This is a genomic window from Rhizobium sp. RU35A (assembly GCF_900156005.1).
Lineage (GTDB): Bacteria > Pseudomonadota > Alphaproteobacteria > Rhizobiales > Rhizobiaceae > Neorhizobium > Neorhizobium straminoryzae.
Map to the genome: position 1 here is coordinate 614,524 of NZ_FTMR01000002.1, position 25,291 is coordinate 639,814.

Consider the following 25,291-nt stretch of genomic DNA (forward strand, 5'->3'; position numbering starts at 1 on the left):
GGCAGAAATCGCTCAGGCCGAGGCCGGCGCATAGGCCGCCGGCCCGGTTTTCAGGCGTGACACATCCTGGATCGGCGGCGCGCCGAACAGCCGCCGGTATTCCCGGCTGAACTGCGAGGGGCTGTCATAGCCCACCCGGTGGGCAGCGCTTGCCGCATCGAGCGCTTCGGAGAGGATGAGGCGTCGCGCCTCCTGCAGCCGCAGCTGTTTCTGGTATTGCAGCGGGCTCATCGCCGTCACTTCGCGGAAATGCTCGTGCAGCGAGGAGGTGCTCATGCGCGCCTCCTCTGCCACCCGGTCGATGCTGAACGGCTTGTCGTAATTCTGGCGGATCCAGGCAATGGCACGGTTCACCTGAGCCAGTCGGCTGTCCGGCATCAGCATGCGGCGCAGCTTTTCGCCCTGATCGCCGCGCAGCAGGCGATACAGAACTTCGCGTTCGGCCAGCGGCGCCAGGAAGGGAATGTCGTCCGGGTGGTCCAGCAGCCGGACAAGCCGCAACGCGGCCTCCAGCAGCTTCGGATCGGTGTTGCTGAGGCACAGCGCCTTGCCGCAGCTCTTGGTCGGCACCAGCGAGATCGGTTGCGGCCGGATTTCCAGCATCATGGCCCCCAGCACCGAAAGATCGAGATCGAGCTTCAGGCTGAGATAGGGTTCGTCCGGGCTTGCCCCCACCACCTGTCCGGTGATCGGCAGGTCGGCGGAGGCGATCAGGTGGCGCGCCGGGCCATATTCGAACATTTCGTCTGCCAGCAGCACCTGCTTGCGCCCTTGCGCAATGATGCAGAGCGCCGGCTGCTGCAGGCCCTGCATCGGTTCCGTCTGTTTCGACATGCGCACCAGTGAGAGGCGCGGAATGGCGGTTGCCAATACGCCGTCACCATCGGTGTGTCGTGCAATCATCTCTGCGAGGTTGGAAAGGTCCTGCATGATGGTCATTCTCTCCATCGGCTAAAAATGCCGCTATTTCCGATGTTTCTGTCCATTTATCTACCAGCGTTCCATCGAGGCTTCCAGCGCCTTGTCCGAACTTCCGGATTTTTGTGCAATCATCCCGGACTCCTGGTCTACCGCTTCGTAGTCCGCGGCCGCCATATTGGCCTGGCAAACGCAACGCACTGCCATCGGCGACAGAGATTTCAACGAAAGGAGACGGAGATGCAGAATTTCCAGCGGCTGCTCGAAAGCCCCGCAATGTGGTTCGTGGACGTGATGGACACGATCCGCCAACGCTATCGCAGATCCCTTTCCCGCCGGCGTGAGGCGGATCTGCGCCGCAGATATATGAACGGCTGACGCCGTTTCCAGAGGGCGGCCTTGGTCGCCCTCGCGTGACCTTTTCCCGTTTCAGATCGATTCGAAAGGATGCCCGCCATGGCTTCCCATCCCTATTCCGGCCTCTGGGTGACCCGGGACGGCTACATTCGCCACGAACTCCTGCCCAATGGCCGCTATGTCGAGGCCCGCGGCAACCGCGAGCGTGCCTATCAGGGGCGCTATGAAGTGAAGGGCAATCACATCGACTACAAGGACGATACCGGCTTTACCGCCGATGGCGAGTTCCGCAACGATGTGCTCTACCATGCCGGGATGGTGCTGCTGCGCGCCTGAGGTCCGGCAAGTCTTTCCGGTGCGTTAGTGATCACTTCCCGTCGCTTTTGCCCCGCGTGACACATTTTTGCCACGGAGTCCCATAACGTCGTGCACGGGCTTCAAGAGGGCAGGTACGCATGACGGCTATGACATCGCGCGCGCTGACGAAGCGCAATAGGGACGGATTCGGTTTCATCCATCCCGCGCAGACTGTCATCCGGTTCTCCTTCGTCAGCCATTGGCGCGTCAGCTGTGCGTTGGTGTTGCTGGCGGTGGGGGCGAGCGCCCTTCTCGGGGAATGCATGGCCTTCTCGATTGCCAAGGCCCCCGTGCCGAAGCAGTCCGTGGTTCTGAGAACAGCTCGCCGCAAGCCGCAAAGCACGCCGAAGCAGGCGCGCGTCTGGATGCCGACCGTGGCTGCCGCAGCTCCGAAGCTCGATCTCATCGAGCGCATGAGCGATGGTTCCATGGCAAAATCCGCTTATTTCGATGTGTCGCTCGATCTTTCCTCCGACGAACAGGAAAGCAAGCCGGCTGGATCATCCACGCTCGCGGCCTATCAGGAGGATGAAGCGCCCTCCAGCGATCCCTTCAATCTGGTGCTGAGGCCCGGCGGCAGCCCGGATGCACCGGCGCCGCACGTGGCCAAGAGCGCCCGGCCTCTGCCGGTGCGCGGCGAGCCGATCAATGTCAGCGTTGCGCCGGCGCGACCCTCGGGTCACATTCGCCGCGTCGTCTCGCTGCCCGCCCGCGAGGAGCTGCTGCGCAACATCGAAGGCGCGGTGGATGTCTCCGAGTCGGATTTCGTCAACCTCGCCCGCGAATTGGGCGCCGATAGTGTAAAGCCCGGCGAGGAACTGGATATCCTGCTGGAAGAGCGGCCCGAGCGTCCGAACGCGCCGCAGATCGTGTTTGCCCGCCATGTGTCGCACCGCAAGGGGGAACGCTTTCTCGCGAGACTCGACAACGGCACCTTCCAGACGGTCACCGACCGCCATCTCTATGATCGCATGCTGGCCGAGGCGATTGCCGCTGAGGGAGCCTCCGGCGCCCGCGGCCGACTTACCCCGCAGGAAAGCCGCGATCTCAACCGTGCTGCGGGAGATTATCCGAAGCTGATCGCCCATCTCAAACAGTCGAAGGTGCCGCCGCGCGTCTGTCTGCAGGTGGTGCAGCTGATGAAGACGAACGGCCTCGAATGGTCCTCGTCCGATGACCTGCCGCAGCTCGACGTGGTCTATCGCAAGACGGAAGACAATGCCGACGAACTGGTTTCCGTCACCGTCAATGACGGCGAGACCGAACGCCGCTTCTATCGCTACAGCACCTCCGAGGATGGCCATGCCGAGTTCTACGACAATGGTGGCCATTCCGTTTCCAAGACACTGATGGAAAAGCCGGTGGCGGCCGGCAGGCTGGGCGACGGATTCGGCTGGCGCGTCCACCCGATCCTGAAGGTGCGCAAGTTCCACAATGGCGTGGATTTCGCTGCGCCGAAGGGCTCGCCCATCGTCGCCGCCGGTGATGGCGTGGTCGAAAAGATCTCCTGGGAAGGCGGCTACGGCAAGTTCATCCGCATTCGCCACGATGGCGGCTACGAGACGACCTATGCGCATATCGATGGCACGCCGAAGGATCTGAAGGTCGGCCAGCGTGTATCTCAGGGGCAGGTGATCGCCTATGTCGGCTCCACCGGCCTCTCCACCGGACCGCATCTCTATTACGAGCTGCGTGTCGGCGATCATTATGCCGATCCGACCAAGGCGCACATGTCGGCCGGCACCGTGCTGCGCGGCAAGGCGCTGGAGGAATTCAACCGCGAGAAGGAGCGTGTCGCGGCGATCTCCGATGCGATCCGCACCTCCGCCAGCAATGCCGCGCGTGCCGTTGCCCATGTGCTGAAGGCCGACGACGAGCCGGCTAGTCACGTTGAATAGCGCTGCCGTCAGTCGATGAGCCGGAACTGGTCGACATCGACCATGCCGCGGTCGGAAATCTTCAGGTGCGGAATGACAGGAAGCGGCAGAAAGGCGACCTGCAGGAAGGGTTCTGCCAGCGTTGTGCCCAGGGCATAGGCGGCCTTGCGCAGCTCCACCAGCGTGTCGCGCACGCGCTCATAGGGCTCGAGGCTCATCAGGCCGGCCACCGGCAGGGCAATCTCGCCGGTCACCCGTCCGTCTTCCACCACCACGAAACCGCCCTGGATCTCGGAGAGCCGGTTGACCGCGGCCGCCATGTCGTCTTCGCTGACGCCGACCACGCAGATATTGTGGCTGTCATGGCCGACGGTGGAGGCGATCGCGCCCTTCTTCAGGCCGAAGCCCTGCACGAAGCCGTTGGCATGGTTGCCGTTCTTGCCGTGCCGTTCGATGACGGCGACCTTGATGATGTCGTTTGCGAGATCGACGGTCGTCTGGTTGCCGGAGGAGGGCAGGCGGTAGCGCCGGTGCTCGGTGATGATTTTTCCCGGCAGCACGCCGATGACCGGCTGGTCCTCCGCCTTGACCGGCACCGCGAAATCCGCGGCCTTGACCAGGCGCGCCCGGACGCTGTCGAGGCCGACCGGGGCGACCGGGCGGCGGGTCGCAAACAGTTCTGCGGTAACCTTCCGACCGGCGGCAAACACCATCTCGGCCTTGCAGTTTTCCAGGCTGTCGATGACGACGAGGTCGGCCCGCCAGCCGGGTGCCACAAGGCCACGGTCGCGCAAGCCGAAGGCGCGGGCCGCCGAGATGGAGGCGGCGCGATAGATGGCAAGCGGTTCGACACCATGGGCAATCGCCGTGCGGATCATGAAATCCAGATGGCCTTCCTCGGCAATGTCGAGAGGATTGCGGTCATCCGTGCAAAGCGCCAGATGCGGCGACAGGCGCTCGGTGATGATCGGCATCAGTGCATGCAGGTCCTTGGAGACGGAGCCCTCGCGCACCAGAATGTGCATGCCCTTGCGGATCTTCTCCAAGGCCTCCGCTGCATTCGTCGCCTCGTGCTCGGTGCGGATGCCGGCGGAGAGATAGCCGTTGAGGCCGAGGCCGGAGAGAAGCGGTGCATGCCCGTCAATATGGCCACCCTGGAAGGCCTCGAGTTTGGCCATGCAGACGGGGTCCTTGTGGATGACACCCGGAAAATTCATGAACTCGGCAAGCCCGATCACCTTCGGGTGGTGGCGGAAGGGCAGGAGACGCTCGATGGGCAGATCGGCGCCTGCCGTTTCCAGATGCGTGGCCGGTACGCAGGAGGAGAGCTGGACGCGGATATCCATGATGGTTTCCAGCGCCGAATCCAGAAAGAACTGGATACCCTCGGTGCCGATGACATTGGCGATCTCGTGCGGATCGCAGATCACGGTCGTGACGCCGTAGGGAAGCACGCAGCGATCGAATTCGTGCGGGGTGACCAGCGAGCTTTCGATGTGCAGATGCGTGTCGATGAAACCCGGCACGACGATGCGGCCGGAAATGTCGATCACCTGCTTGCCCTGATAGGCCTCGCCGGTACCGACGATGGTGTCGCCGCAGATGGCGATGTCTGAGGCGACAAGCTCGCCGGTCACGAGATCGAAGAAGCGCCCGCCCTTCAACACGATGTCGGCGGGTTCGCGGCCCGTTCCCTGGTCTATGCGGCTCTCAAGATCGCTCATCGTCTGCCCCGGTCTGATTCAATGGAAAGAGATTACCGGCACCGGTCGGGGGCGGGAAGGGGCAGGGCGGTATTTGGTTTTCGCATCGCAGCACGGCGAGGGCGGCCTCGCCTCGTTCCGGCGTGCTCTTGCAAGGGCCGCCATTGCAGCGAAGCGGTTACATCCCCATGTCAGGGCTATGCCCGACACGCCTGCCCGCAATACCAACGCCACGCCGATCATCGTCTTCGACGGAGACTGCGTGCTGTGCTCGGCCAGCGCCCGCTTCGTGCTGCGCCATGATTACGGCAAACGCTTCCGGCTGGCGGCGATGCAAAGCCCGGCGGGCGCGGCGCTCTGCCGCCTGCATGGCATCGATCCCGCTGATCCGCAGACGATCCTGCTCGTTCAGGGAGAGGATGCCTTGCGCGACAGTCGCGCGATCCTGGCCATTGCCGCAGGGCTCGGCTTTCCCTGGAGCCTGCTTTGCTGTCTGCACCTTGTGCCGCGCGGCTTGCGCGACCGGGTCTATCGGCTTTTGGCGCGCAATCGCTACCGTTTGTTCGGACGGCGTGAGAACTGCTTCGTTGCGCCGCCGGAGGACCGTGAGCGCATTCTTTAGCCGGCTTCAGTTCGGCGGCGCCGTGATCTCGAAGGAAAAGCCGTCGCGGCTGCAGCGGCGCACCTCTTCCGGCCCGAGGCGTCGCGTGCCTTCTCCGACCCGATCCCAGGACATGCGGGTGGCGGTGCCGCAGTCAAAGCCGCTGTCCGGAAGTTTTGGGGGTGGGGTGATCGGTTCTGCCGATCTCTTGGGCATCTCGGCCTTTGGCAGTTCACCCTTGCCGGCCTTGCCCCAGTCGATCACTGCGGTGTCGCCCGCTGCGGCTGGCATCGCACAGGCAAGGCTCAGGGCCAGAACGGTGAGCAGGGCTTTCACGGCAAGCGGGCTCCTCTCCCGCAGATGCACGATGTGGGGCGGCCGCATGACGCCGCCGCCCCCGTTGATCGTCAGACATTCGCGTTCAAAATCTCGCGCAGCTTGCCGAAAATCTCGTCGATATGGTGCTTTTCGACGATCAGCGGCGGCGACATGGCGATGATGTCGCCGGTGGTACGGATCAACAGGCCATTCTCATAGGCCTTCAGGAAGGCGGAGAAGGCGCGCTTGGTCGGTTCGCCGGCGATCGGATCGAGTTCGATCGCGCCGATCAGGCCGAGATTGCGGATGTCGATGACATTCTTGCAATCCTTCAGCGAATGCAGGCCGTCTTCCCAGTAGGAGGAGATGGCGGCGGCGCGTTCGAACAGGCCCTCTTCCTTGTAGGTGTCGAGCGTGGCAAGGGCTGCGGCAGAAGCGATCGGGTTGCCGGAATAGGTGTAGCCGTGGAAGAACTCGATCAGATGTTCCGGGCCGTTCATGAAGGCGTCGTGGATTTCGGCGGTCACGAAGACGGCGCCCATCGGGATCACGCCATTGGTCAGGCCCTTGGCGGTGACCATGATGTCCGGCTTGACGTCGAAATACTGCGAGGCGAAGGGGGTGCCGAGGCGGCCGTAACCGGTGATGACTTCATCGAAGATCAGCAGGATGCCATGCTTGGTGCAGATCTCGCGCAGCTTCTGCAGATAGCCCTTCGGCGGAATGAGCACGCCGGTGGATCCGGCGACCGGTTCGACAATGACGGCGGCCACGGTGGAGGCGTCATGCAGCGTGACGATGCGCTCCAGCTCGGTCGCCAGATCGCCGCCCACTTCGGGCTCGCCGCGGGTGAACGCGTTCTTGCCGGGAAGATGCGTGTGCGGCATGTGGTCGACGCCGGTCAGCAGCGTGCCGAACATCTTGCGGTTGGCGACGATGCCACCAACGGAAATGCCGCCGAAATTGACGCCGTGATAGCCGCGCTCGCGGCCGATCAGGCGAAACTTTGCGCCATTGCCCTTGGCGCGATGATAGGCGATCGCGACCTTCAGGGCGGTATCGACCGATTCGGAGCCGGAATTGGTGTAGAGCACGTGCTCCAGACCCTCGGGCGCGATGTCGACCAGACGATTCGCCAGTTCGAACGCCTTGGGATGGCCCAGCTGGAAGGCGGGTGCATAATCCAGTTCGCCGGCCTGTTCGCGGATCGCCTCGGTGATCTTCGGGCGGCAATGGCCGGCATTCACGCACCACAGGCCCGCCGTCGCATCCAGAACCTGGCGGCCGTCATGCGTCGTATAGTGCATGTCCTTGGCGGACACGAACAGGCGCGGTTCTTTCTTGAACTGGCGATTGGCGGTGAAAGGCATCCAGAACGCCCGCAAGTCGTTCGGGGCGGTATTCAGGCGGTTCGACATCATGATCTCCATGGCCTTCTTTTCCATAACGGGGGCCATATCCCGGTCGTCGCCCGTTCCCCGGGGCGAGACATGCGAGGCAGGTTAGCAAGCGCGCGCGAGCCGTCAAGCGCTGTTCAGCGCCCTTGCATGGCTTTGCTGCGCCATGTCGCAGCCATTAAAAAGGCGCAGCCCGAGACGGGCGGCGCCTATCAACCATCGATCCCGCACATGCCTGAGCCTGCCCAACTCCCAGGGCATGTGCAGTCTTGAATTATCTCAACGCCATGTCAGCGCTGTCATCACGCTGCAGACTTGGCCTGCTCAGGCTCGCAATACAGCGTCTCCAGCGTTTCGAGAACCTTCATCACGGCCTCGGCGGAGCTGGAGTAGTAGATGGTCTGCGCATCGCGGCGCGTGTTAACAAGCTTCTGCGCACGCAGTTTGGAAAGGTGCTGAGAGAGAGCCGACTGGCTCAGCCCAACCTTCGTTGCCAGCGCACCAACGGCCACTTCGCCCTTGACCAGGCAACACAGAATCATCAGCCGCTTTGGATTGGCCATGGCAGACAGCAGATTGGCGGCTGCAGCTGAATGCTCAGTGAGTTGGGTCATCTCTAAATCCCTCGGTCATCCCCTAGCAATTGCTGACCGACCGCACGGTCGGTAACAATCTATCATAAATCTAGCAAGTTTCGGAAAGGATTGTATATCCCTAAATTTTACGTAGAGGTTATGTAGCGACCGATATTGTACGCACATAATCTTCAGCCGCCTGCGGCGTCGTGGCCGGCGAGGGAAACTCCCACCGAAACCCGCGATTGTCGCAGACGATGTCAAAACCTGCCGGATCCACGCCGCTGATACGGCAATTCGAATCATCGGGTGCGCCCGCGGCTTTCGCAAGGCGAGACGCATTCCGATACTTGATCATAATCGATTCTTCCGCCCTCTGCCAGCTGGCGGCGTCCTCTGTTCCGTCAAGCACAAGATCTTTGCCGTTCATCGTATAGGCTTTGCCAAAACCGCCATTCATGGCGGCCCGAATTGGCACAAGCCGGAGGAAACGGAAGTCGGGAAAATCCACGTAGAGGGCGGCCTTGGGGTGGCGGTTCAGAAAGCGTCGACGCAGTCGCTGGTGCAGCTCGCCTTCCCGCGTCACGGCTTGCGCCTCACAGAACACCGTGATGCGCGCATGGGCAAGCGGATCTCCCTTGCCGGATTCTCCGGCGAGGAAGGAGCAGCGAGCATCCGCGGCAAGCGCGCGGGCATGTCCTGCCAGACCCGAGACGAGGATTACCGGCGTGCAGTCGAAATCGAAGCCGAGCAGAACGCGGCTGACGGCCGGAAACCCGGTCTCCGGCTCCAGCACGCTGAGAGGGACGTGACGTGCCGAGCGGATGAGCTTTCGGGCGTCGATCAGCGCCTCCTCGTCCGTTTCCCTGAGAAGGGAGCTCGGCTCTGTCGTCATGGGCTGTGAGCGTCCCTTCGCCTGTGCCGGGTCAGGCCGGCAATCACATCGTCAGCGCCAATGGTGCCGATGATGAGGCCGTTGTCAACAATGCCGATCTGGCCCGGCTGGCGGGCCATGGCGTCGAGAATGTCGGTCAGCGGCGTGTCGGCACGCGCCGTGGCCGTGACCGGCGTCGGCAGGGTCGAGGCGCCCGGACGCATGATGTCGCCAGCCGTCAGCATGTTGATCGGGTTCAGGTTCTGCACGAACTCGGCTACATACTGGTCTGCCGGCGCCTGGACGATCTGCTGCGGCGTACCGCACTGGACGATGCGGCCGCCTTCCATGATGGCGATGCGGTTGCCGATGCGGAAGGCCTCGTCCAGATCGTGGCTGACAAAGAGGATTGTCTTCTTCAGCCGGCTCTGGAACTCCAGAAGTTCGTCCTGCAGACGCGTGCGGATCAGAGGATCGAGCGCAGAGAAGGGCTCGTCCATCAGAAGGATCGGCGCGCCGGTGGCGAAGGCGCGGGCAAGGCCGACACGCTGCTGCATGCCGCCCGAGAGTTCGCCCACCTTGCGGTCCGCCCAGTTGGAGAGGTTCACCAGCGCGAGCTGGTCGGCCACCCGGTCCTTGCGGTCCTTTTCGCTGACGCCTGCGAGCTCGAGGCCGAAGCCGACATTTTCCGCCACGCTGCGCCAGGGCAGGAGGCCGAACTGCTGGAACACCATGGACACCGTGTGCATGCGCAGATCGCGCAGCATCTTCGGCGAGCACTTGTAGGGATCGACCGCGCCGGTCTTGGTCATGACGGTCACGGACCCGCGGACGACCGGAGCAAGCCCGTTGACGGCACGCAGCAGGGTTGATTTGCCGGAGCCGGACAGGCCCATCAGCACCAGGATCTCGCCTTCCTGAATGGAGAGCGAGGCCTTGGAAACGCCGAGCACCAGCCCGGTCTCCTTGCTGATCTCCTCGCGTGAACGTCCCTGGTCCATGAAGGGGAGCGCCCGCTCCGGCCGGTCACCGAAGACGATGTCGACATTGCCGAAAATGATCGCGTCCGTCATGCGCCTTCTCCTTCATCGGTGCGGAACATGCGGTCGAGGATGATCGCGAGGATCACGATGCAGAGACCTGCCTCGAAGCCGCGCGCTATGTTGACGGTGTTGAGCGCGCGCACCACCGGCACGCCGAGGCCGCTGGCGCCAACCAGTGCCGCGATGACCACCATGGAGAGCGACAGCATGATCGTCTGCGTGAGACCCGCCATGATCTGCGGCATGGCAAACGGCAGTTCAACCTTGCGCAACACCTGCGATGGTGTCGCGCCGAAGGCAATTGCCGCTTCCGTCAACGAATCCGGTGTCGAGATGATGCCGAGCCGTGTCAGCCGGATCGGAGCCGGAATGGCGAAGATCACGGTGGCGATCAGCCCGGGCACCATGCCGAGGCCGAAGAGGATGAGGGCCGGGATCAGGTAGACGAAGGTCGGGATGGTCTGCATCAGGTCCAGCACCGGCCGCAGCCCCTCGTAGAGCCAGGGTCGGCGCGCCGCCGCGATGCCGACGGGAATGCCGACGGCCATGCTGACGGCGGTCGAGGCGATCACCAGCGCCAGCGTCTCCGTGGTTTCCTTCCAGTAGCCCTGGTTGATGATCAGCAGCAGCCCGAGACAGGTGAAGAGGGAAATGCCGATCGAGCGGCGCAGAAGCCAGGAGAGTACGGTAAAGGCTGCGACCACCGCCAGCGGATGGGGCCATTGCAGCACGAAGAGCAGCGCGTTGATGACGGCGGAGAGGACGGCGGAGAGCCAGTCGAAGAAGGCGGCGCCATTCAGCGTCAGCCAATCGACGAAGGTCTTGGCCCAGATGCCGATGGGAATGCGTTGTTCGGTGAGGAGTTCCAAGGACTTCTTCCCGTTCTGGTCAGGTTTCGGCAGGAGCGAAGGGCGCGCGAAATCGCGGGCGCGCGCCGGTCTCTCGGCGACATCGGCCTGGCCGGGGTCAGGCCCGCCGCGGCTGATGGACACAATCGGAAATGCCGCCCGCCGGTTCGTATGCCGTGGGCTTTCGCGAATAAACCGGGGCAGGGGTGCCCCGGCCGGCTTGCGGGCGGCAGCAGAAGCCTCAGAGGCCGAGCTTCGCCTTGACGGCGGCAAGGCCGTCCTTGCCGTCGACGGTCGTCACGCCGGCAAGCCAGGGCGTAATGGCGGCGGGGTTGGCCTTCAGCCAGGCGCTCGCGGCCTTCTGCGGCTCCTCGCCATCGTTCAGGATCTTGCCCATGATCACGTTTTCCATGGGCAGCGTGAACTTGAGGTTGGTGATGAACTTGCCGACGTTCGGGCATTCGGTGGTGAAACCGGCGCGAATGTTGGTGAAGACTTCCGCGCCGCCGAAGTTCGGCCCGAAGACGTCGTCGCCGCCGGTCAGATAGGTCAGCTTGAAGTTGGTGTTCATCGGATGGGGTTCCCAGCCGAGGAAGACGACCGGCTTGCCGGAACGGTCGGCACGGGCAACCTGGGCCAGCATGCCCTGTTCGGAGGATTCCACCACCTCGAAGCCCTTGAGGCCGAAGGTGTCCTTGGAGACCATGTCGAGGATCAGGCGGTTGCCGTCATTGCCGGGCTCGATGCCGTAGATCTTGCCGTCGAGTTCGGCCTTGTGGGCAGCGATATCCTTGAAATCCTTGATGCCGAGTTCGGCGCCCTTGGCATTGGTGGCCAGCGTGTACTTGGCGCCGACAAGGTTGGGGCCGAAGGATTCAACCGACTTGTCGGTCAGGAAGGGCCGCACATCGGCTTCCTGCGTCGGCATCCAGTTGCCGAGATAGACGTCGATGTCCTTGTTCTTCAGCGACTGGTAGGTGACCGGCACCGACAGAACCTGGATGCTCGGCTTGTAGCCGAGGGCGTCCAGCAGCACGGCGGCGGTTGCGGTGGTTGCGGTAATGTCCGTCCAGCCCACATCCGAGAAACGGACCTTGGTACAGCTTGCAGGTTCGGCGGCCAGCGCCTGTGTCGTGACAAGCGCGGCGAGGCTGGCCGCGAGTGCGAATTTCAACGAGGTCGTTCCCGGCATGAGGTTGCTCCTTCTTTGTTCCCCGGTCATTATCAATATCTCCGACAGGCAAGCAAGCACGCCTATTCGCGCCGAAATGCAGGGGGTGTTTGCGACAATGTGTCCAGAATGCGGTTTGACCTCGGTCAAGACGGGGCGGCGATTCCTTGCGTAAAGCAGCGATCGAACCATGCATGCGGCCGTATCCACGGCCATCTGGAAGGAGCCTCTGACATGACACTGAAATCCGTTCTTGCCGCCAGCTTCCTCGCGCTCGGGCCGGCCCTTGCCGCACCGGCCGCCTTTGCCGCCGATATCGAGGTGAAGATGCTGAACAAGGGTGCCGATGGCGAGGCCATGGTGTTCGAGCCGGCGGCCATCCGTGCCGCTGTCGGCGATACCATCCACTTCGTGCCTGTCGACAAGGGCCATGATGCAGCGGCCGTCAAGGAACTGCTGCCGGAAGGCGTCGAGGAGTTCAAAGGCAAGATGAACCAGGAACTGGTCGTCACCGTCGCCAAGGAAGGCGCCTATGTCGTGAAGTGCTCGCCGCACTGGGGCATGGGCATGGTGGCACTTGTCGTGGTGGGCGAGGGCAAGCCGGCCAATCTCGATGCGGTGAAAGCCGCCAAGATGCCGAAGAAGACGCGCGATCGCCTGGATGCGGCGATTGCCCAGCTTGGCCTCTGATCCTGCCAGCATGCCGGAACGGGCACAGGCGCGCGCAGCGGGCCGGTGCCTCGCCGGCCATTCGGCGGATGTGTTGATCGGGTCGTGGAAAACGGACTGTCTCGTCAATTGAGGTCTGGTCTTCGGCCCTGGCATGCTACAGTGCCAGCCTGCCGGCAACGCGGCGCGGCGTGCAGGCGACGGAAGTCTGGAATGGAAGGGCGCGGGCATGGCAACAGGCGGGGAAAGGCAGCAGACGGCGGATCCGGACGTGGCGATGGCCGAGATCGGTCGGCAGCTGGAAAGCCTGCTGGCGCATCTGCAGTCTCAGAGATCACGCATCGCGGCAGGCCACCGTGCGGACCCGACCGAAGCCTCTGCCCAGGCGGCAGACCTTGTCGAGGTGGCAATCGACGCGCCGGATGCTGCGGAACAGGATCTGGCTGATCTTGGCGTGCGTTTCCGCGCCGCCGACAGTGCCCTTGCCCATCGCATTGCCGAGCTTGCCGCCGACATCCATCACCTCGGCACACCCTATCTGCAGCCCGCCGACGCAAGCCGCCGATCGGCCTTCCGACTGTTTCGGCTGTTTGGGGCGCGCTCGCGCGGCCACCGACAGAACGTCCCTGATCCGCTGTTCGGGGGACAGGCCGCAATCCTTCTGCGCCGCACGGAGACATTGACCGCCAGCCTTGAAGACCAGCGCGCCGTTCTTGCCCGCCTTCTGTCAGCCTGCGAGGACTGGCTGGATGCGGGGCCGCGCCGGGAGCCGTCCGGGTCGGGTTCTGTTCAGCAAGCCGCTGAGGATGTGGCCGCTTCTGTGCAATCGCGCTGGCGCAGCCTGGGCTTTGATTTCGCCGATCTGCTGATCGACATGTCGAAAAGCGTGCATGTGCTGGCCAATCTGCTTTGCGTTGAAGCGGAAGCGCTGGTTCTTCTGGTCGGCGGCGTCGATCCCGTGCTGCTGAGTGTCCTTCAGCCGCAACTGCCATGGCTTTCCCGACAGGCGCAGCGACGTGAACTCGGCCTCATCTCCGTGCGTGGCATCCGCACAAGGCGGGCGCATCTGCGCGATCTTTTCCATCAGCGCTATGCGGCTTCGCGGCAGGCGACATCTCGACAAGCGGCAGGCGCCTTCCTACCTCATGCCTCGCAACAGGAGGGTGCTTGATGGTTTCGGAGTTTTTCAGCCGGGTGCTTGCGGCGGCCGGGCGGGCCGTGCGTCTCGCTTTCGTTGCGATTGCCTGGCCCTTCATGGCCGCGCATGGCTGGTATCGCCAGCGGCACCTGATGGTGAAGCTGCCGATCCTCGCGGTGCTGGTGGTGCTTGGCGCCTTCTATGGCTATTTCATCTGGCAGACGCAGGTCTGGACCGGTTTTGATCCCAATTTCGTCGACCGTTACAAGCTTGCCGAGCGTCAGGCTGCCGGGCAGGAGCGGCCCGTTCCTGCGGCGGGTTCTGTGCCACAGGTGACCGGCACTGCCGCCGGTGCGAGCCCGGCAACCACGGCGGCTGCGGTTGTCCCGCGGCAGTGCCAGACCTCGGCGATCGTGGAGGTGGCGGCCGATCTCACCGACCAGAACGTCAACCAGAACGCATGGATTTCCTCCATGCTGCTTTACCGCCTTGGCTTCTTCGGCATTGACTGGGATCACACCCTGTTCCTCGACAACAAGGCAAGCTTCCAGCGGGGCGTCAACCAGGCGGTCCGGCGGACCTCGGCGGAACTGGTCGATACGCTTGGCCGCGTGCGGGGCGCGTCCGGCATCAACGGCGATCTGCAGGATGCGCGTGGCAATCTGCAATTCGATGAATTCTCGTGGTATTTCGGCCTCGATCCGTTCGGCTTCAAGACGCCGACACCGGCCTATTATCGCGCTGCCATCAAGAGCCTGCACAAGTTCAACACCGATCTTGCCGCCTGCGCGGCCACCTTCGACGGTCGTGCCGACAATCTGGTGCAGTTCGTCGATCGCATTGCCAGTGACCTCGGCTCGACGGCGGCGATCCTGCGTGAACGCTCGGAGAACTATAATGGCGGCTGGTTCGACACGCGGGCCGATGACCGCTTCTGGTTCGCCTATGGTCAGCTTTACGGCTACTATGCCGTGCTCTCCGCCGCCCAGGCGGATTTCAGCCAGGTGGTCCGCGAGCGCAATCTGACCTCGCTCGTCAACGATACTCTTGCCCAGTTCCGCGCAGCGCTGCGCATCCAGCCGGCAATCATCTCCAATGGCCGCGAAGACGGCTGGATCATGCCGACGCATCTGGCGACGATGGGCTTTTACATCCTGCGGGTTCGATCCAATCTTGTCGAGATTCGCGCCGTGCTGGACCGCTGATGCTGATGGAGCCCCGCGGCCTCGCCGTCGGGGCGTTTTTTCAGAGCATGCAGGCGTCGGTTGGCCTGGTCATGGAAAATGCTGCAGATCGGTGGCCTGTTTCGGCATGTCGAAGACGACGCCGACGATTTCGCCGCCGGTGTCTGATTTCGCACGCCAGGTGCCAAGACAACAGATGAACTTGTAGGTGTTCCCGTGCTGGAGAACCCGGTGGATCTTCTGGAAGCTGCAGTGATCGACGGCTGCCAGTTCGTGACTTTCCATCACCACGCCGAGATCCTCCGGGTGGATGCGGGCGCTGAATTCCATGAGGCCGATCGGGCCGTCCCGATAGTCGAAACCGTAGATCTCGGCGGTTCGCTCATCACAGAAGGAATGCCCGCTGTCGATGTCGATCCGCCAGAAACCGAGAGCGTTGAACGTGGAGAACAGCCGCACGAAATCCGGCAGCAGCATGCCGAATGTCTGTTCTCCGAATGCAATGTCGTCGCGTGTATTCTGTGTCTGAAGCAAAGCTTCACACTCCCCGGCGTTAAAAAACGCCCGAACCCAATCCGTTAGCTGATCAATCGCAAGCGTATGGCTTTCGCTACCAGCTGGGTTCGATTCACGCAATCGAGTTTCTTGATTGCCTTATTGAGATAAGCATTAACTGTGTGGTCTGAGAGCGACAGGATGCTGGCAATTTCGGAGGATGTCTTTCCCTGGGACGTCCAGCGTACAACTTCCAGTTCGCGCACGGTCAGCAGCTTCTGCTGCACCGGCTCCTGTCGGCGCAGCCGGTCGAACATGGTGAAGGCGTGCAGAAACAGCATGCCCACCTCGTTCAGTTCGGGCAGCGTCAGCATCGGTCGATCGCCGTCGAGCCGCATCATGAACACGGAACCGTCCGCCGAATAGAGCGGCATGGCGACGCCTGTCGAGATCTCGTGGCGGCCGAGGAAGGCCAGGAGACGCGGCGAGAAGTTCAGGATTCGCCCTTCCTTGACGCTTTCATGGCAGCTCCAGCAAAGCGGCAGCACCATGTTCTTCATCATCGGTGCCAGCGGGCATTCCTTGAGAAGCTTCAGTTCGTCGAATTCCGTGACAAAATTGGCGGGAAAGGTTGTCTCGACGGCCAGGGGCGCGATCAGCGTATCGGTCGCAGCCGGCGAGTTCATCAGCGTGAAGTATTTGAAGCCGAATTGTGCCGGCAATCGTGCCATCGCACGCGCAAGCGCTTCGCGACTATCCGCGGTTGAGATCGACTGGCTGAGGAGCGAATGGCGTTCGAGCGTGATCATAATTTCGGGAGGTAAAAGTGTGACAAATACCGCTGCTGCAAGAAGTATATCAAACTGTGTCAGGAACCAACATAATTTTCGAAAGTCTGCACTTAAAGAATGGCGGTTCCCGGTAACGTTTCGTGAGACGCATGGCTGGTGCCCTCAAGAACCGTCATCGGCATGAAATGCAGATGATAGCGCTAACATCGAGCTTGATTCCGTATTCGCGTCTCATTCAATTGCACCTTGTGTGGCGTGACCTTTGCGCATGCGCAGTATCCCGTCCAGTGCTGCTGCACAGGTTCTGCCCCTGAATCTTCGGGGTTTTATACAAAATCATGACAATGTGTCGACTTGGTCACAAGTGTGATGTCGAATGATGCTCCTCGCGAAACATGATTAAATTTATCATGTTTAATCTTGACATAATAAATCATGTTTTTTAAGTGGCGGAAACCGGGCGAGGCTCTGGCCCGGTCATCGTCCATCTTGCCATCTCACGTCGGGCGCACGCGCTTCGGCGCGATCGCTCATGCCTTTCGAAAGGGGTTCGAATGCTTCGCCGTCTTCAACTTTCGCTTCTCGCCTGCTCGGCGCTGTCCGTTGCCGCACTGGCGGTGCAGGCGTCTGCCCAGGAGGCTGCCTCAGGGGAGACGGCCACCGTTTTGCCGCGTGTCGCCATCAAGGGCGAGCGGGTCACGGCTCCCAAGGGCAGCGCAACCGATACGCCATTGGCGACCGAAACCACCACCCGTGAACTGGCCGACAAGCAGATCACCAATCTCGAGGACCTCGGCCGCGTGGCGGAGCCGGGGGTAAACGTCAACAAGACGACCGGTTCGGTGAATATCCGTGGTCTCGAAGGCAACCGTGTGCTGTCCACCATCGATGGCATTCCGGTTCCCTATTTCAACGATCCGACCCGCAGCGCGACGGGCGGCGTCGATACCTTCAGCTTCTCCTCGCTCTCCGCCGTCGACGTGATGCGCGGCGCCGATTCAAGCCGCGCTGGTGCCGGTGCACTCGGCGGCGTTATCGCCTACCGCACGCTGGAGCCGGAGGATCTGATCGGCGAGGGACGTGACTGGGGGGCACTGGCGAAAACGACCTATGACAGCAGTGATCGCAGCTGGGAGGGGTCTGCCGCGATTGCCAAGCGGATCGAAAACACCTCGATCCTGTTCCAGGGCAGCTATCGCAAGGGCCATGAGCGCAAGACGGCCGGCGATGTCGGTGGCTATTCCACGACCCGTACCGAGGCGAACCCGTCCGATTACGATCAGCACAACCTGCTGTTCAAGCTGCGTCAGCAGCTGGAAGGCGGCCATACCATCGGCCTCACGGCCGAGCGCTATCGCAAGGATCGCGACACCGACATGAAGACCTCTCAGTCGACCACCGGCAACTATCGCCCGGGCGACTATATCGGCCACAAGGACAATGAGCGCGACCGCGTATCGCTCGACTACAAATTCGAAAGCGAGAGCGACGACAGCCTCTTCGACAATGCCTGGGCCTCGCTCTACTTTATGCGCACCCGCACCGCCGATGGCTATACGGGTTATCGCACCACGTCGGTGATCGGCCCGATCGGCCGCGTCAACGACAACGAGGAACGCACCTTCGGCCTGATCGGTGCTGCGCAGCGCGAGGCGGAGATCGGCGGGTTCAACAACCGCTTCACCTTCGGCTTCGATCTCGCCACCAGCACCATCGAACAGTACTCGTCGGGCTATGACAATTGCGGTCCGAAGCCTTCCAGCGGCAGCTATACCGGTGCGCTCGCCGCCTGCAATTTCCTTCATACGAACCAGGCCGATACGCCCAAGGTTGATACCCAAAGAGTCGGGCTTTACGTGGACGACGATATTGCGCTTGGCGGAAGCGGCGTGCGCCTGACGCCCGGTGTTCGCTTCGACTGGGTGAAGCATGACCCGAAGATGACCGAGGCCTTCGCCAGCAATGCTAGCAATCCGAGCCTGCCGGACGGCTTTGAGGATGCGGGGCTGTCACCGAAACTGCGCGCGGCCTATGATGTGGCGCCGCAGGTTGAACTGTTCGCCCAATGGTCCATGGCCTTCCGCGCGCCGACCGCCGGAGAACTGTACAGTTCCTATGGCGCAACCGGCACCTATCTTCGGCTCGGCAATGCGGATCTCGAATCGGAAACCAGCAATGGTGTCGAGTTGGGAGCAAATCTGGGAGACGAGGCCTTCGGCGGGCGCGTCAACCTGTTCTATAACCGGTATCGCAATTTCATCGACGTACGAAGCCTTAGTAGTGCCGAAGCGCTGGCGCTGGGCTATGCGCTATCCGACTACGGCAACAACATCACCCAGTACCGCAACATCGCGCGCGCCGAAATCTACGGCGTGGAACTCTCCGCACACCGCACCTTCGACAACGGCATCCGCCTCGGCGGCGGCCTCGTCGCCTCGCTCGGCAAAAACCTCGACAATGACAAGTATCTGAAGTCGGTGGCGCCGGTAAAGGCCGTGGCGAGCATCGGTTACGATACCGAACACTGGGGCGTCGGGCTGGATTTCACCGCCGTTGCCGCCTCGCGCAATCAGAACGACGTCGATATCAGCACGGTGGCCGGACAGACCAGCTACTTCAGGACGCCCGGCTATGGGCTGACGGATCTCGTTGCCTGGTGGGAGCCGGAACAGGTGAAGGGCCTGCGCATCAATGCGGGCATCTACAACCTCTTCGACAAGAAGTATTATGACTACACGACGGTGCGCGACAATGCCGCAAGCCAGGCGCGTGCCTTCTATTCGGAGCCGGGCCGCAGCTTCAAGATTTCCCTGACGCAGCGCTTCTGATCTCCGGTTGCTGCGTGCGGAAAAGGCGGTGGGGTTTTCCTCGCCGCCTTTTCCGTTTGTCCCGGGCTTTGGCTGTGGGGCTCCATTTCCACACAGCCGTGCCATGGTCTATGAAAGGCAAAACAACTGCTGCGAGGAACATCATGGGAGCCGTGCCGTCCGATATCGAAATTGCCCGCGCCGCCAGGAAGCAACCGATCTTCGAGATCGGCGCGAAGCTCGGCATTCCCGCCGAAAGCCTCGTCCCCTACGGCCATGACAAGGCGAAGATCAGCCCGGATTTCATCGCGGCCCAGAAGGGGAGGCCGGACGGCAAGCTGATCCTCGTCACGGCGATCAACCCGACACCGGCCGGCGAGGGCAAGACCACCACGACGGTCGGCCTCGGCGATGGCCTGAACCGCATCGGCAAGCGGGCGATCATCTGCGTGCGCGAACCCTCGCTCGGCCCCTGTTTCGGCGTGAAGGGCGGGGCTGCCGGCGGCGGCTATGCGCAGGTGGTGCCGATGGAAGACATCAACCTGCACTTCACCGGCGATTTCCATGCCATCACCGCCGCGCACAACCTGCTCTCGGCGATGGTGGACAACCACATCTACTGGGGCAATGCGCTGGATCTCGATCTGCGCCGCATCACCTGGAAGCGGGTGATGGACATGAACGACCGGGCGCTGCGCCAGATCGTCGGCCCGCTCGGTGGTGTCTCCAACGGTTTTGCCCGCGAGACCGGCTTCGACATCACGGTCGCCTCCGAAATCATGGCGATCCTGTGCCTTGCCACCGACCTCAAGGATCTGGAAGCCCGGCTCGGCGCCATCATCGTCGGCTATCGCCGCGACCGCACGCCGGTCTTTGCCCGCGACCTGAAGGCCGATGGCGCCATGGCCGTGCTGCTGAAGGATGCCATGCAGCCGAACCTCGTGCAGACCCTGGAAAACAATCCGGCCTTCGTGCATGGCGGCCCCTTCGCCAACATCGCCCATGGCTGCAATTCGGTGGTGGCGACCCGGACGGCGCTGAAGCTTGCCGATTACGTGGTGACCGAAGCCGGCTTCGGTGCCGATCTCGGCGCCGAAAAATTCTTCGACATCAAGTGCCGCAAGGCCGGGCTTTCGCCCTCTGCCGCCGTCATCGTCGCGACTGTGCGCGCGCTGAAGATGAACGGCGGTGTCGCCAAGCCGGACCTGTCGCAGGAAAACGTCGAGGCGCTGCGCGCAGGCTGCGTCAACCTTGGCCGCCATATCGAGAACCTCCAGAAGTTCGGCGTGCCGGTCGTCGTCGCGATCAATCACTTCTCGTCCGATACCGAGGCCGAGGTGGCGGCGGTGAAAGCCTATGCGGCGGCGCTCGGCGTGGAGGCCATCCTCTGCCGCCACTGGGCGGACGGCTCGGCCGGCATCGAGGATCTGGCGCGGCGGGTGACGCAGATCGCCGAGGGCGGCACCGCGCGCTTCAGGCCGCTCTATGCTGACGATCTCTCCCTGTTTTCCAAGATCGAGAAGGTTGCCCGCGAGATCTACCGGGCCGGCGAGGTGACGGCCGAGCGCGCCGTGCTGGAGCAGCTGCGCAGCTTCGAGGAGCAGGGCTATGGCCACCTGCCGGTCTGCATTGCCAAGACGCAATACTCCTTCTCCACCAATCCGGACCTGCTCGGCGCACCGAGCGGCCATGTGGTGCCGGTGCGCGAGGTGCGGCTTTCTGCCGGCGCCGGCTTCGTGGTGGCGATAACAGGCGAAATCCGCACCATGCCCGGCCTGCCGCGTTCACCATCGGCCGAACGCATCCGGCTGAATGCCGAGGGTCATGTGGAAGGATTGTTCTGATGGACACTCCCGGTTCTGGTTGACACGCGTCTACCACCCGTTAACCGCTGCGGCAAAATCGGTGGCAGGCAAGGACTCAAGGCGTGTGCGCTAAGGGGATTTCAAGGCTCGAATGGCAGGCTTCTGTCATTCGGAGACCCTGAATGACACACAGAATAGCCGGCGGCATTGATCCGCCACGATGGCCGGTCCTCAGATGGATCGGCAGCCTGGGCAGCGACGTCAGCGAGGAGATGCGCCATCGTCTTGGCGCGACCATCGCCAATTCGACGCATGCCATCGTCTGCGGCAGCGTCAACTCCATCTGCGTGACGCTGGTCGCCTATGCGCGTCTCGACCATCCGGTTCTCTTGGTTATCGCCGCTCTGGATCTTCTCTCGCTTTTGGCACGGCTAGGTGTGATGCATGGCAGGTTCACCCGGTTTGCCCCGGACGTCGTATTTGCCTGCGGTCTGCTGTGGGCCAGCCTGATTGCAGCGACGACGACGGTGGTGGGGTTCAGCGATGACATGCCGATGTTCATCATCGTGGTGGCGTCTGCGCTCGGCTCCTGTGCCGGCATCGTCTCGCGCAATTTTGCGGCCATGCGCTATGCGCTGATCCAGGTCGCAATCATCGATCTGTCCTACAAGGTGCCGTTTGCCCTGCGAAACCCGGATTTCGCCCCGCTGCTGGCCCTGCAGGGCCTGCTGTTCGTCATCGTCTGCATCGGCATCATGCGCCAGCAGCGTGCCACCACCGTGCGGGCCATTGCCGCCGAGATCGAAAGCCGCAAGCAGTCCTTCGCCGATCCGTTGACAGGACTTCTCAACCGCCGAGGTCTCGATGCGCAGGCACGTGAAATGCTGGCTGGCGGCATGGCCAATGCCCTGCTCTGTCTGGATCTCGATGGCTTCAAGTCCGTCAATGACCGGCTTGGCCACGTGGCCGGCGATGATCTGCTGTGTCAGGTCGCGGACCGGCTGCGGGAACAGGCGCCGTCCGGCTCCGCCATCTGTCGTCTGGGTGGGGACGAATTTCTGCTGCTCACGGCCTGCGTCGGTGAGGAGGATGCCAAGGCGCTGGCCAGCCGCCTTATCCGGCGGCTCATGACGCCCTATCCAGTGGCTGGCAGTCTGTCGACAATCGGCGTCAGCATCGGCATCGGCCTGATCCCCGCCGATGCGACCGACCTCCGGCAGGCAACGCTCGATGCCGATCGGGCGCTCTACAGGGCCAAGGCCGCGGGCAAAGGCTGCTTCCGGATCGCTGCGCAGCCGGGACCGCTGTTCGGCGAAATGGCCGGCTGACCGCGGCTGGCGCTGAATGCGGTGTTTTGCCGGCCTGTGCCGCCGTTGCCCCATCGCTACCGGCAATAACGATAGCCGCCCTTTCGCTCCAGCACGTCGAGATGCAGGTGATCCTGATGGGTCGCGTCGCTGCCGGGCGGCAGCACGGTTGAAAAATGCAGGCAGGCCCCGGCGGTCGCAGTGCGCTGGAAGGCTCCCGTCAGCGTGGAATCCTCTTGTCGCGGGGTCATGGCTATCGTCTGCCTGTCGTCCAGCACGAAGCCGGTGATGTCGATGGCATTGCCGCGGGCATGCTCGGAAATCTTGCCCCGCTCGGCGCTGTTGCGGTTGCGACAGGAATAGGCGGCGGCATTCTTCACGGACGTGATCCGCCGGTCCGGAAAGGCGATGTGCAGGGCAGGATTGACCGTCTCCGCCATCCAGCGGGCCAGCGACAGCGCCGTCTCGCATCGCATCGGTGTTTCCTCGGAGAGGGGAACGTCCGGCAGGATCTCGCGCACGACGATCGGGCTGTTAATTCCGCAGCCGGGCTCCTCGCCGGTGATGGCGGGGCGTGTTTCGTAGCGCGTGCCGAGCCTGTCGAGATCCGCAAGGCAGGCCTTCAGCGCCACCGGATCCTCCTTTTCGACGGCGGGCGGAGGGGGCTCCGTTTCGGCGCCGGTCGCGCCCTTTTCCGTCTCTTCCCCATCTTTCGTAGGGGCAGCATTGGGGGCGGTGTTCGCAGCCGGTGCCGGTTCGGACGAAGCCTTGTCGGCGTCCTGCGGCGGTTCTGGCCTTGCCTCGGGAACGGGCGCGGTCGCCGGTGCCGTCCCGGCGGGCGCAGAGGCATGCTCTGCGGCTTGCGGCCTTTCGGCGGGGCGTGGCCCGGTCTCGGGCAGATCCATGCCGGTCGAAAGCAGCATGGCGGCTGCGGCAGCAAGAAAACGGGCGAACATGGCGCTTCCTTCCCTGTTGGTTCGGGAAGGAAACGCGCCAGACGCCATTTGGTGGCGTCCTCGCATGGCTTCTTGTGGTCGACCGGTGCCTCAGGCGGCGCGCGGTGCCATGGCCTGACCCGGCCGGTTGTCATCACGGATGAACTGGCCGACGAGGCTGACCATCTCGCCCACCTCTTCGGTCAGCGAATGGGAGGCGGCATTCATTTCCTCCACCATCGCGGCGTTCTGCTGGGTGATCTGGTCCATCTGGTTGACGGAGGTATTGATCGCCTGCAGCACGTCGGACTGTTCGGAGGTGCTTTGGGAAATCGTCTCGATATCCGTGGCGATCGAGACGATGTCGCCCTCGATTTCCTGCAGCGACTGCCCCGTGCGGCTGACAAGATCGACGCCTCCGGCCACCTCGCGGTTGGAATGGGCAATCAGCGTGCTGATTTCCTGGGCGGCAGCAGCCGAGCGCTGGGCCAGCGCACGGACTTCCTGGGCCACAACGGCAAAGCCCTTGCCGGCCTCGCCGGCGCGGGCGGCCTCGACGCCGGCATTGAGCGCCAGAAGATTGGTCTGGAAGGCAATCTCATCGATCACGCCGGTGATCGAGCCGATCTGCCGCGACGCCTCCTCGATGCGGCTCATGGCGGCAATCGCCTCGCGGACCACGCCGGCCGAGCGACCGACATTGCCGCGGGCATGGCTGCTCTTGACGCGGGTGGTGCGGGTCAGTTCGTTGGAGGAGGCAACCTTGGAGGTGATCTGGTCGAGGGCCGCCGCCGTTTCCTCGAGTGCCGCCGCCTGCTGTTCGGTGCGGCGGGCAAGATTGTCGGCGGAGCCGTCGAGGCTTTCGGCATTGGCGCGGATCTCGTCCGCCTTGCCCAGCACACGCCGCATCGTCTGCTGGAAGACGGCCAGCGAGCGGTTGAAATTCTGCCGCAGAACCTCGAACTCAGCCTGGAAGGGCTGGTCCAGTGTATCGTGGATGTTGAAGCGCGACAGCCGGTCGAGGCCCGCGCCCAGTTCGCCGATCACCTTGTTCAGCGTCTCCGCCCGCTCGATCTCGGCGCTCAGCCGGTTGTTGCGTTCGGCGGCGGCCTGTTCGGCCTGGCGGCGCGCCTCTTCTTCAAGCGCCTGCTTTTCGAGAGCGGCTTTGCGGAAATGGGCGACGGCCTTGGCCATCTCGCCGACCTCGTCGCGTCGCTTAAGATGCGGCACCGCAGTCTGGTAGTCTCCACCGGCCAGCGCGGTCATGTAGCGGTCCATGTCGCGCATGGGGGTGATGGCCATGCGCCGGAAAAGGAAGAGACCACCAATCAACGCCAGAAACGCCAGCAGGCTTGCCGCATAGGCCGACAGGCGATAGGTGATGTCTGCCTTGCGTGCCCGCGCTTCCACGCTCTTCTGATAGGCCTCAGAGAGGGCGACCAGTTCGACCACGGCTGCGCGCTGCACCTGGAACTGGCGCCGCAGCGGGGCGAGATTGGTATCGCGTCCGTCATTCTTGGCAAGATTAAACTGCGGCACGATGCGACGGAACAGCAGGTCCCAGAAGGCTTCTGCCGCCGGCTTCACCTTGGTGTCCAGATGCGTGCGGATCTCGGGGGGCAGGTCCTTGCCGGCCCAGACGGCCATCCGCGTGTCATAATCCTGCCGGAGCTTCTTCAGGATCTCGATATTGGCATCGGTCTCATCCGGATGACGCGCCGTTTCCGTGGCCGTCAGATAAGCTTCCACCAGAAACATCGGTGGCGGCAGGATATCGGCAATGAGATCCTTGGCATCGACGACGCGTTCGTATTCCGGGCCGTCCACCTTCAGTTGCTGCAGAGAATAGAGCAGCACGCCGATGGCAAGCCCAAGGCTCAGCAGCAGCGTGAGGCCGAAGAGCCCCAGAAACCGCGAGATTGTGATGTTCATGCGAATGGCCCCCGGACCAGGCGTTGCCGGGCGAATGCCCGATCTTTCGCATTAACTAATACACACAAAAATTATTTAATCGCTAATTGCATTGCCTTGTCTATGTTCGCGTAAAAATGACACGCATTTCAGGACTTGCAGGCACCGGCCGGTCGCGCTATCACATCAGCATGAAAACGTCGCTGATCA

Annotated in this window: 23 protein-coding genes; 10 read left to right on the top strand and 13 right to left on the bottom strand. The window is 62.9% G+C overall.

Going from position 1 to position 25,291, the window contains the following annotated elements; all coding sequences use genetic code 11:
- Window positions 1-12 precede the first annotated feature (12 nt).
- On the bottom strand, window positions 13-939 hold the full coding sequence (locus F3H95_RS07505) for an AraC family transcriptional regulator (RefSeq protein WP_342782384.1): 927 nt from the start codon (window positions 937-939) through the stop codon (window positions 13-15).
- A gap of 219 nt (window positions 940-1,158) precedes the next feature.
- Between F3H95_RS07505 and F3H95_RS27110 the strand changes: the two genes are divergently transcribed.
- From F3H95_RS27110 to F3H95_RS07515, 3 genes are all read left to right on the top strand, one after another.
- A complete protein-coding gene (locus F3H95_RS27110; protein ID WP_185969757.1) occupies window positions 1,159-1,296 on the top strand; it encodes a hypothetical protein in 138 nt (45 codons plus the stop codon).
- A gap of 69 nt (window positions 1,297-1,365) precedes the next feature.
- On the top strand, window positions 1,366-1,611 hold the full coding sequence (locus F3H95_RS07510) for an Atu4866 domain-containing protein (RefSeq protein WP_143124465.1): 246 nt from the start codon (window positions 1,366-1,368) through the stop codon (window positions 1,609-1,611).
- 119 nt (window positions 1,612-1,730) lie between these two features.
- Window positions 1,731-3,530 carry a M23 family metallopeptidase gene (locus tag F3H95_RS07515; RefSeq protein WP_143124466.1) on the top strand — a complete coding sequence of 600 codons (1,800 nt, stop codon included), beginning with the start codon at window positions 1,731-1,733 and terminating at the stop codon, window positions 3,528-3,530.
- 8 nt (window positions 3,531-3,538) lie between these two features.
- On the opposite strand, the gene ade is transcribed toward F3H95_RS07515, so the two are convergent.
- Entirely contained in the window at window positions 3,539-5,233 is a 1,695-nt protein-coding gene (gene ade, locus F3H95_RS07520; protein WP_149745441.1) for an adenine deaminase, read from the bottom strand.
- Between the two features lie 178 nt (window positions 5,234-5,411).
- Here ade and F3H95_RS07525 point away from each other — a divergent pair, with 178 nt between their 5' ends.
- A complete protein-coding gene (locus tag F3H95_RS07525) occupies window positions 5,412-5,834 on the top strand; it encodes a thiol-disulfide oxidoreductase DCC family protein (protein WP_149745442.1) in 423 nt (140 codons plus the stop codon).
- Window positions 5,835-5,840: 6 nt separating this feature from the next.
- Here the strand turns inward: F3H95_RS07525 and F3H95_RS07530 are convergent, their stop codons facing one another.
- From F3H95_RS07530 to F3H95_RS07560, 7 genes are all read right to left on the bottom strand, one after another.
- Window positions 5,841-6,197: a hypothetical protein gene (locus F3H95_RS07530; RefSeq protein WP_149745443.1), complete on the bottom strand. Its 357-nt coding sequence runs from the start codon at window positions 6,195-6,197 to the stop codon at window positions 5,841-5,843.
- A 23-nt stretch (window positions 6,198-6,220) separates the two neighbouring features.
- Complete coding sequence (locus F3H95_RS07535) at window positions 6,221-7,549, bottom strand: aspartate aminotransferase family protein (RefSeq protein ID WP_149745627.1); 1,329 nt, start codon at window positions 7,547-7,549, stop codon at window positions 6,221-6,223.
- 281 nt (window positions 7,550-7,830) lie between these two features.
- The gene (locus F3H95_RS07540) at window positions 7,831-8,142 is read right to left on the bottom strand and encodes a metalloregulator ArsR/SmtB family transcription factor (protein ID WP_143124469.1); all 312 of its coding nucleotides are present in this window, start codon (window positions 8,140-8,142) and stop codon (window positions 7,831-7,833) included.
- A 118-nt stretch (window positions 8,143-8,260) separates the two neighbouring features.
- The gene (locus F3H95_RS07545) at window positions 8,261-8,998 is read right to left on the bottom strand and encodes a HugZ family protein (protein ID WP_149745444.1); all 738 of its coding nucleotides are present in this window, start codon (window positions 8,996-8,998) and stop codon (window positions 8,261-8,263) included.
- Window positions 8,995-10,050, bottom strand: coding sequence for a choline ABC transporter ATP-binding protein (choV, locus tag F3H95_RS07550; RefSeq protein ID WP_149745445.1), 1,056 nt, complete (start codon window positions 10,048-10,050; stop codon window positions 8,995-8,997). The genes F3H95_RS07545 and choV overlap by 4 nt, the downstream gene beginning before the upstream one ends.
- On the bottom strand, window positions 10,047-10,889 hold the full coding sequence (choW, locus tag F3H95_RS07555; RefSeq protein WP_143124472.1) for a choline ABC transporter permease subunit: 843 nt from the start codon (window positions 10,887-10,889) through the stop codon (window positions 10,047-10,049). Before choW ends, choV begins: the two co-directional genes overlap by 4 nt.
- A gap of 220 nt (window positions 10,890-11,109) precedes the next feature.
- Window positions 11,110-12,060 (bottom strand): choline ABC transporter substrate-binding protein, encoded by a 951-nt coding sequence (locus F3H95_RS07560; RefSeq protein WP_143124473.1) that lies wholly within the window; start codon window positions 12,058-12,060, stop codon window positions 11,110-11,112.
- A 213-nt stretch (window positions 12,061-12,273) separates the two neighbouring features.
- On the opposite strand from F3H95_RS07560, the gene F3H95_RS07565 reads away from it, so the two are divergent.
- From F3H95_RS07565 to F3H95_RS07575, 3 genes are all read left to right on the top strand, one after another.
- On the top strand, window positions 12,274-12,729 hold the full coding sequence (locus F3H95_RS07565; protein WP_143124474.1) for a pseudoazurin: 456 nt from the start codon (window positions 12,274-12,276) through the stop codon (window positions 12,727-12,729).
- Window positions 12,730-12,937: 208 nt separating this feature from the next.
- A complete protein-coding gene (locus F3H95_RS07570; protein ID WP_149745446.1) occupies window positions 12,938-13,879 on the top strand; it encodes a hypothetical protein in 942 nt (313 codons plus the stop codon).
- Window positions 13,879-15,051, top strand: coding sequence for a DUF2333 family protein (locus F3H95_RS07575; protein WP_149745447.1), 1,173 nt, complete (start codon window positions 13,879-13,881; stop codon window positions 15,049-15,051). The genes F3H95_RS07570 and F3H95_RS07575 overlap by 1 nt, the downstream gene beginning before the upstream one ends.
- Window positions 15,052-15,120: 69 nt before the next feature.
- Here the strand turns inward: F3H95_RS07575 and F3H95_RS07580 are convergent, their stop codons facing one another.
- Together F3H95_RS07580 and F3H95_RS07585 are read right to left on the bottom strand one after the other, a co-directional pair.
- Complete coding sequence (locus F3H95_RS07580) at window positions 15,121-15,564, bottom strand: PAS domain-containing protein (RefSeq protein WP_143124477.1); 444 nt, start codon at window positions 15,562-15,564, stop codon at window positions 15,121-15,123.
- A gap of 44 nt (window positions 15,565-15,608) precedes the next feature.
- Window positions 15,609-16,334, bottom strand: coding sequence for a LuxR C-terminal-related transcriptional regulator (locus tag F3H95_RS07585; protein WP_143124478.1), 726 nt, complete (start codon window positions 16,332-16,334; stop codon window positions 15,609-15,611).
- A 536-nt stretch (window positions 16,335-16,870) separates the two neighbouring features.
- Between F3H95_RS07585 and F3H95_RS07590 the strand changes: the two genes are divergently transcribed.
- The 3 genes from F3H95_RS07590 (at window position 16,871) to F3H95_RS27630 (ending at window position 22,256) form a co-directional block, all read left to right on the top strand.
- A complete protein-coding gene (locus F3H95_RS07590; protein ID WP_149745448.1) occupies window positions 16,871-19,144 on the top strand; it encodes a TonB-dependent hemoglobin/transferrin/lactoferrin family receptor in 2,274 nt (757 codons plus the stop codon).
- A gap of 143 nt (window positions 19,145-19,287) precedes the next feature.
- Window positions 19,288-20,967 carry a formate--tetrahydrofolate ligase gene (locus tag F3H95_RS07595; RefSeq protein WP_149745449.1) on the top strand — a complete coding sequence of 560 codons (1,680 nt, stop codon included), beginning with the start codon at window positions 19,288-19,290 and terminating at the stop codon, window positions 20,965-20,967.
- 143 nt (window positions 20,968-21,110) lie between these two features.
- Window positions 21,111-22,256 (top strand): GGDEF domain-containing protein, encoded by a 1,146-nt coding sequence (locus F3H95_RS27630; protein ID WP_149745450.1) that lies wholly within the window; start codon window positions 21,111-21,113, stop codon window positions 22,254-22,256.
- A gap of 56 nt (window positions 22,257-22,312) precedes the next feature.
- Here F3H95_RS27630 and F3H95_RS07605 read toward each other — a convergent pair whose 3' ends face one another.
- Together F3H95_RS07605 and F3H95_RS07610 are read right to left on the bottom strand one after the other, a co-directional pair.
- Entirely contained in the window at window positions 22,313-23,191 is an 879-nt protein-coding gene (locus F3H95_RS07605) for an extensin family protein (protein WP_149745451.1), read from the bottom strand.
- Window positions 23,192-23,281: 90 nt separating this feature from the next.
- A complete protein-coding gene (locus F3H95_RS07610; protein WP_149745452.1) occupies window positions 23,282-25,102 on the bottom strand; it encodes a HAMP domain-containing methyl-accepting chemotaxis protein in 1,821 nt (606 codons plus the stop codon).
- Between the last annotated feature and the right edge of the window lie 189 nt (window positions 25,103-25,291).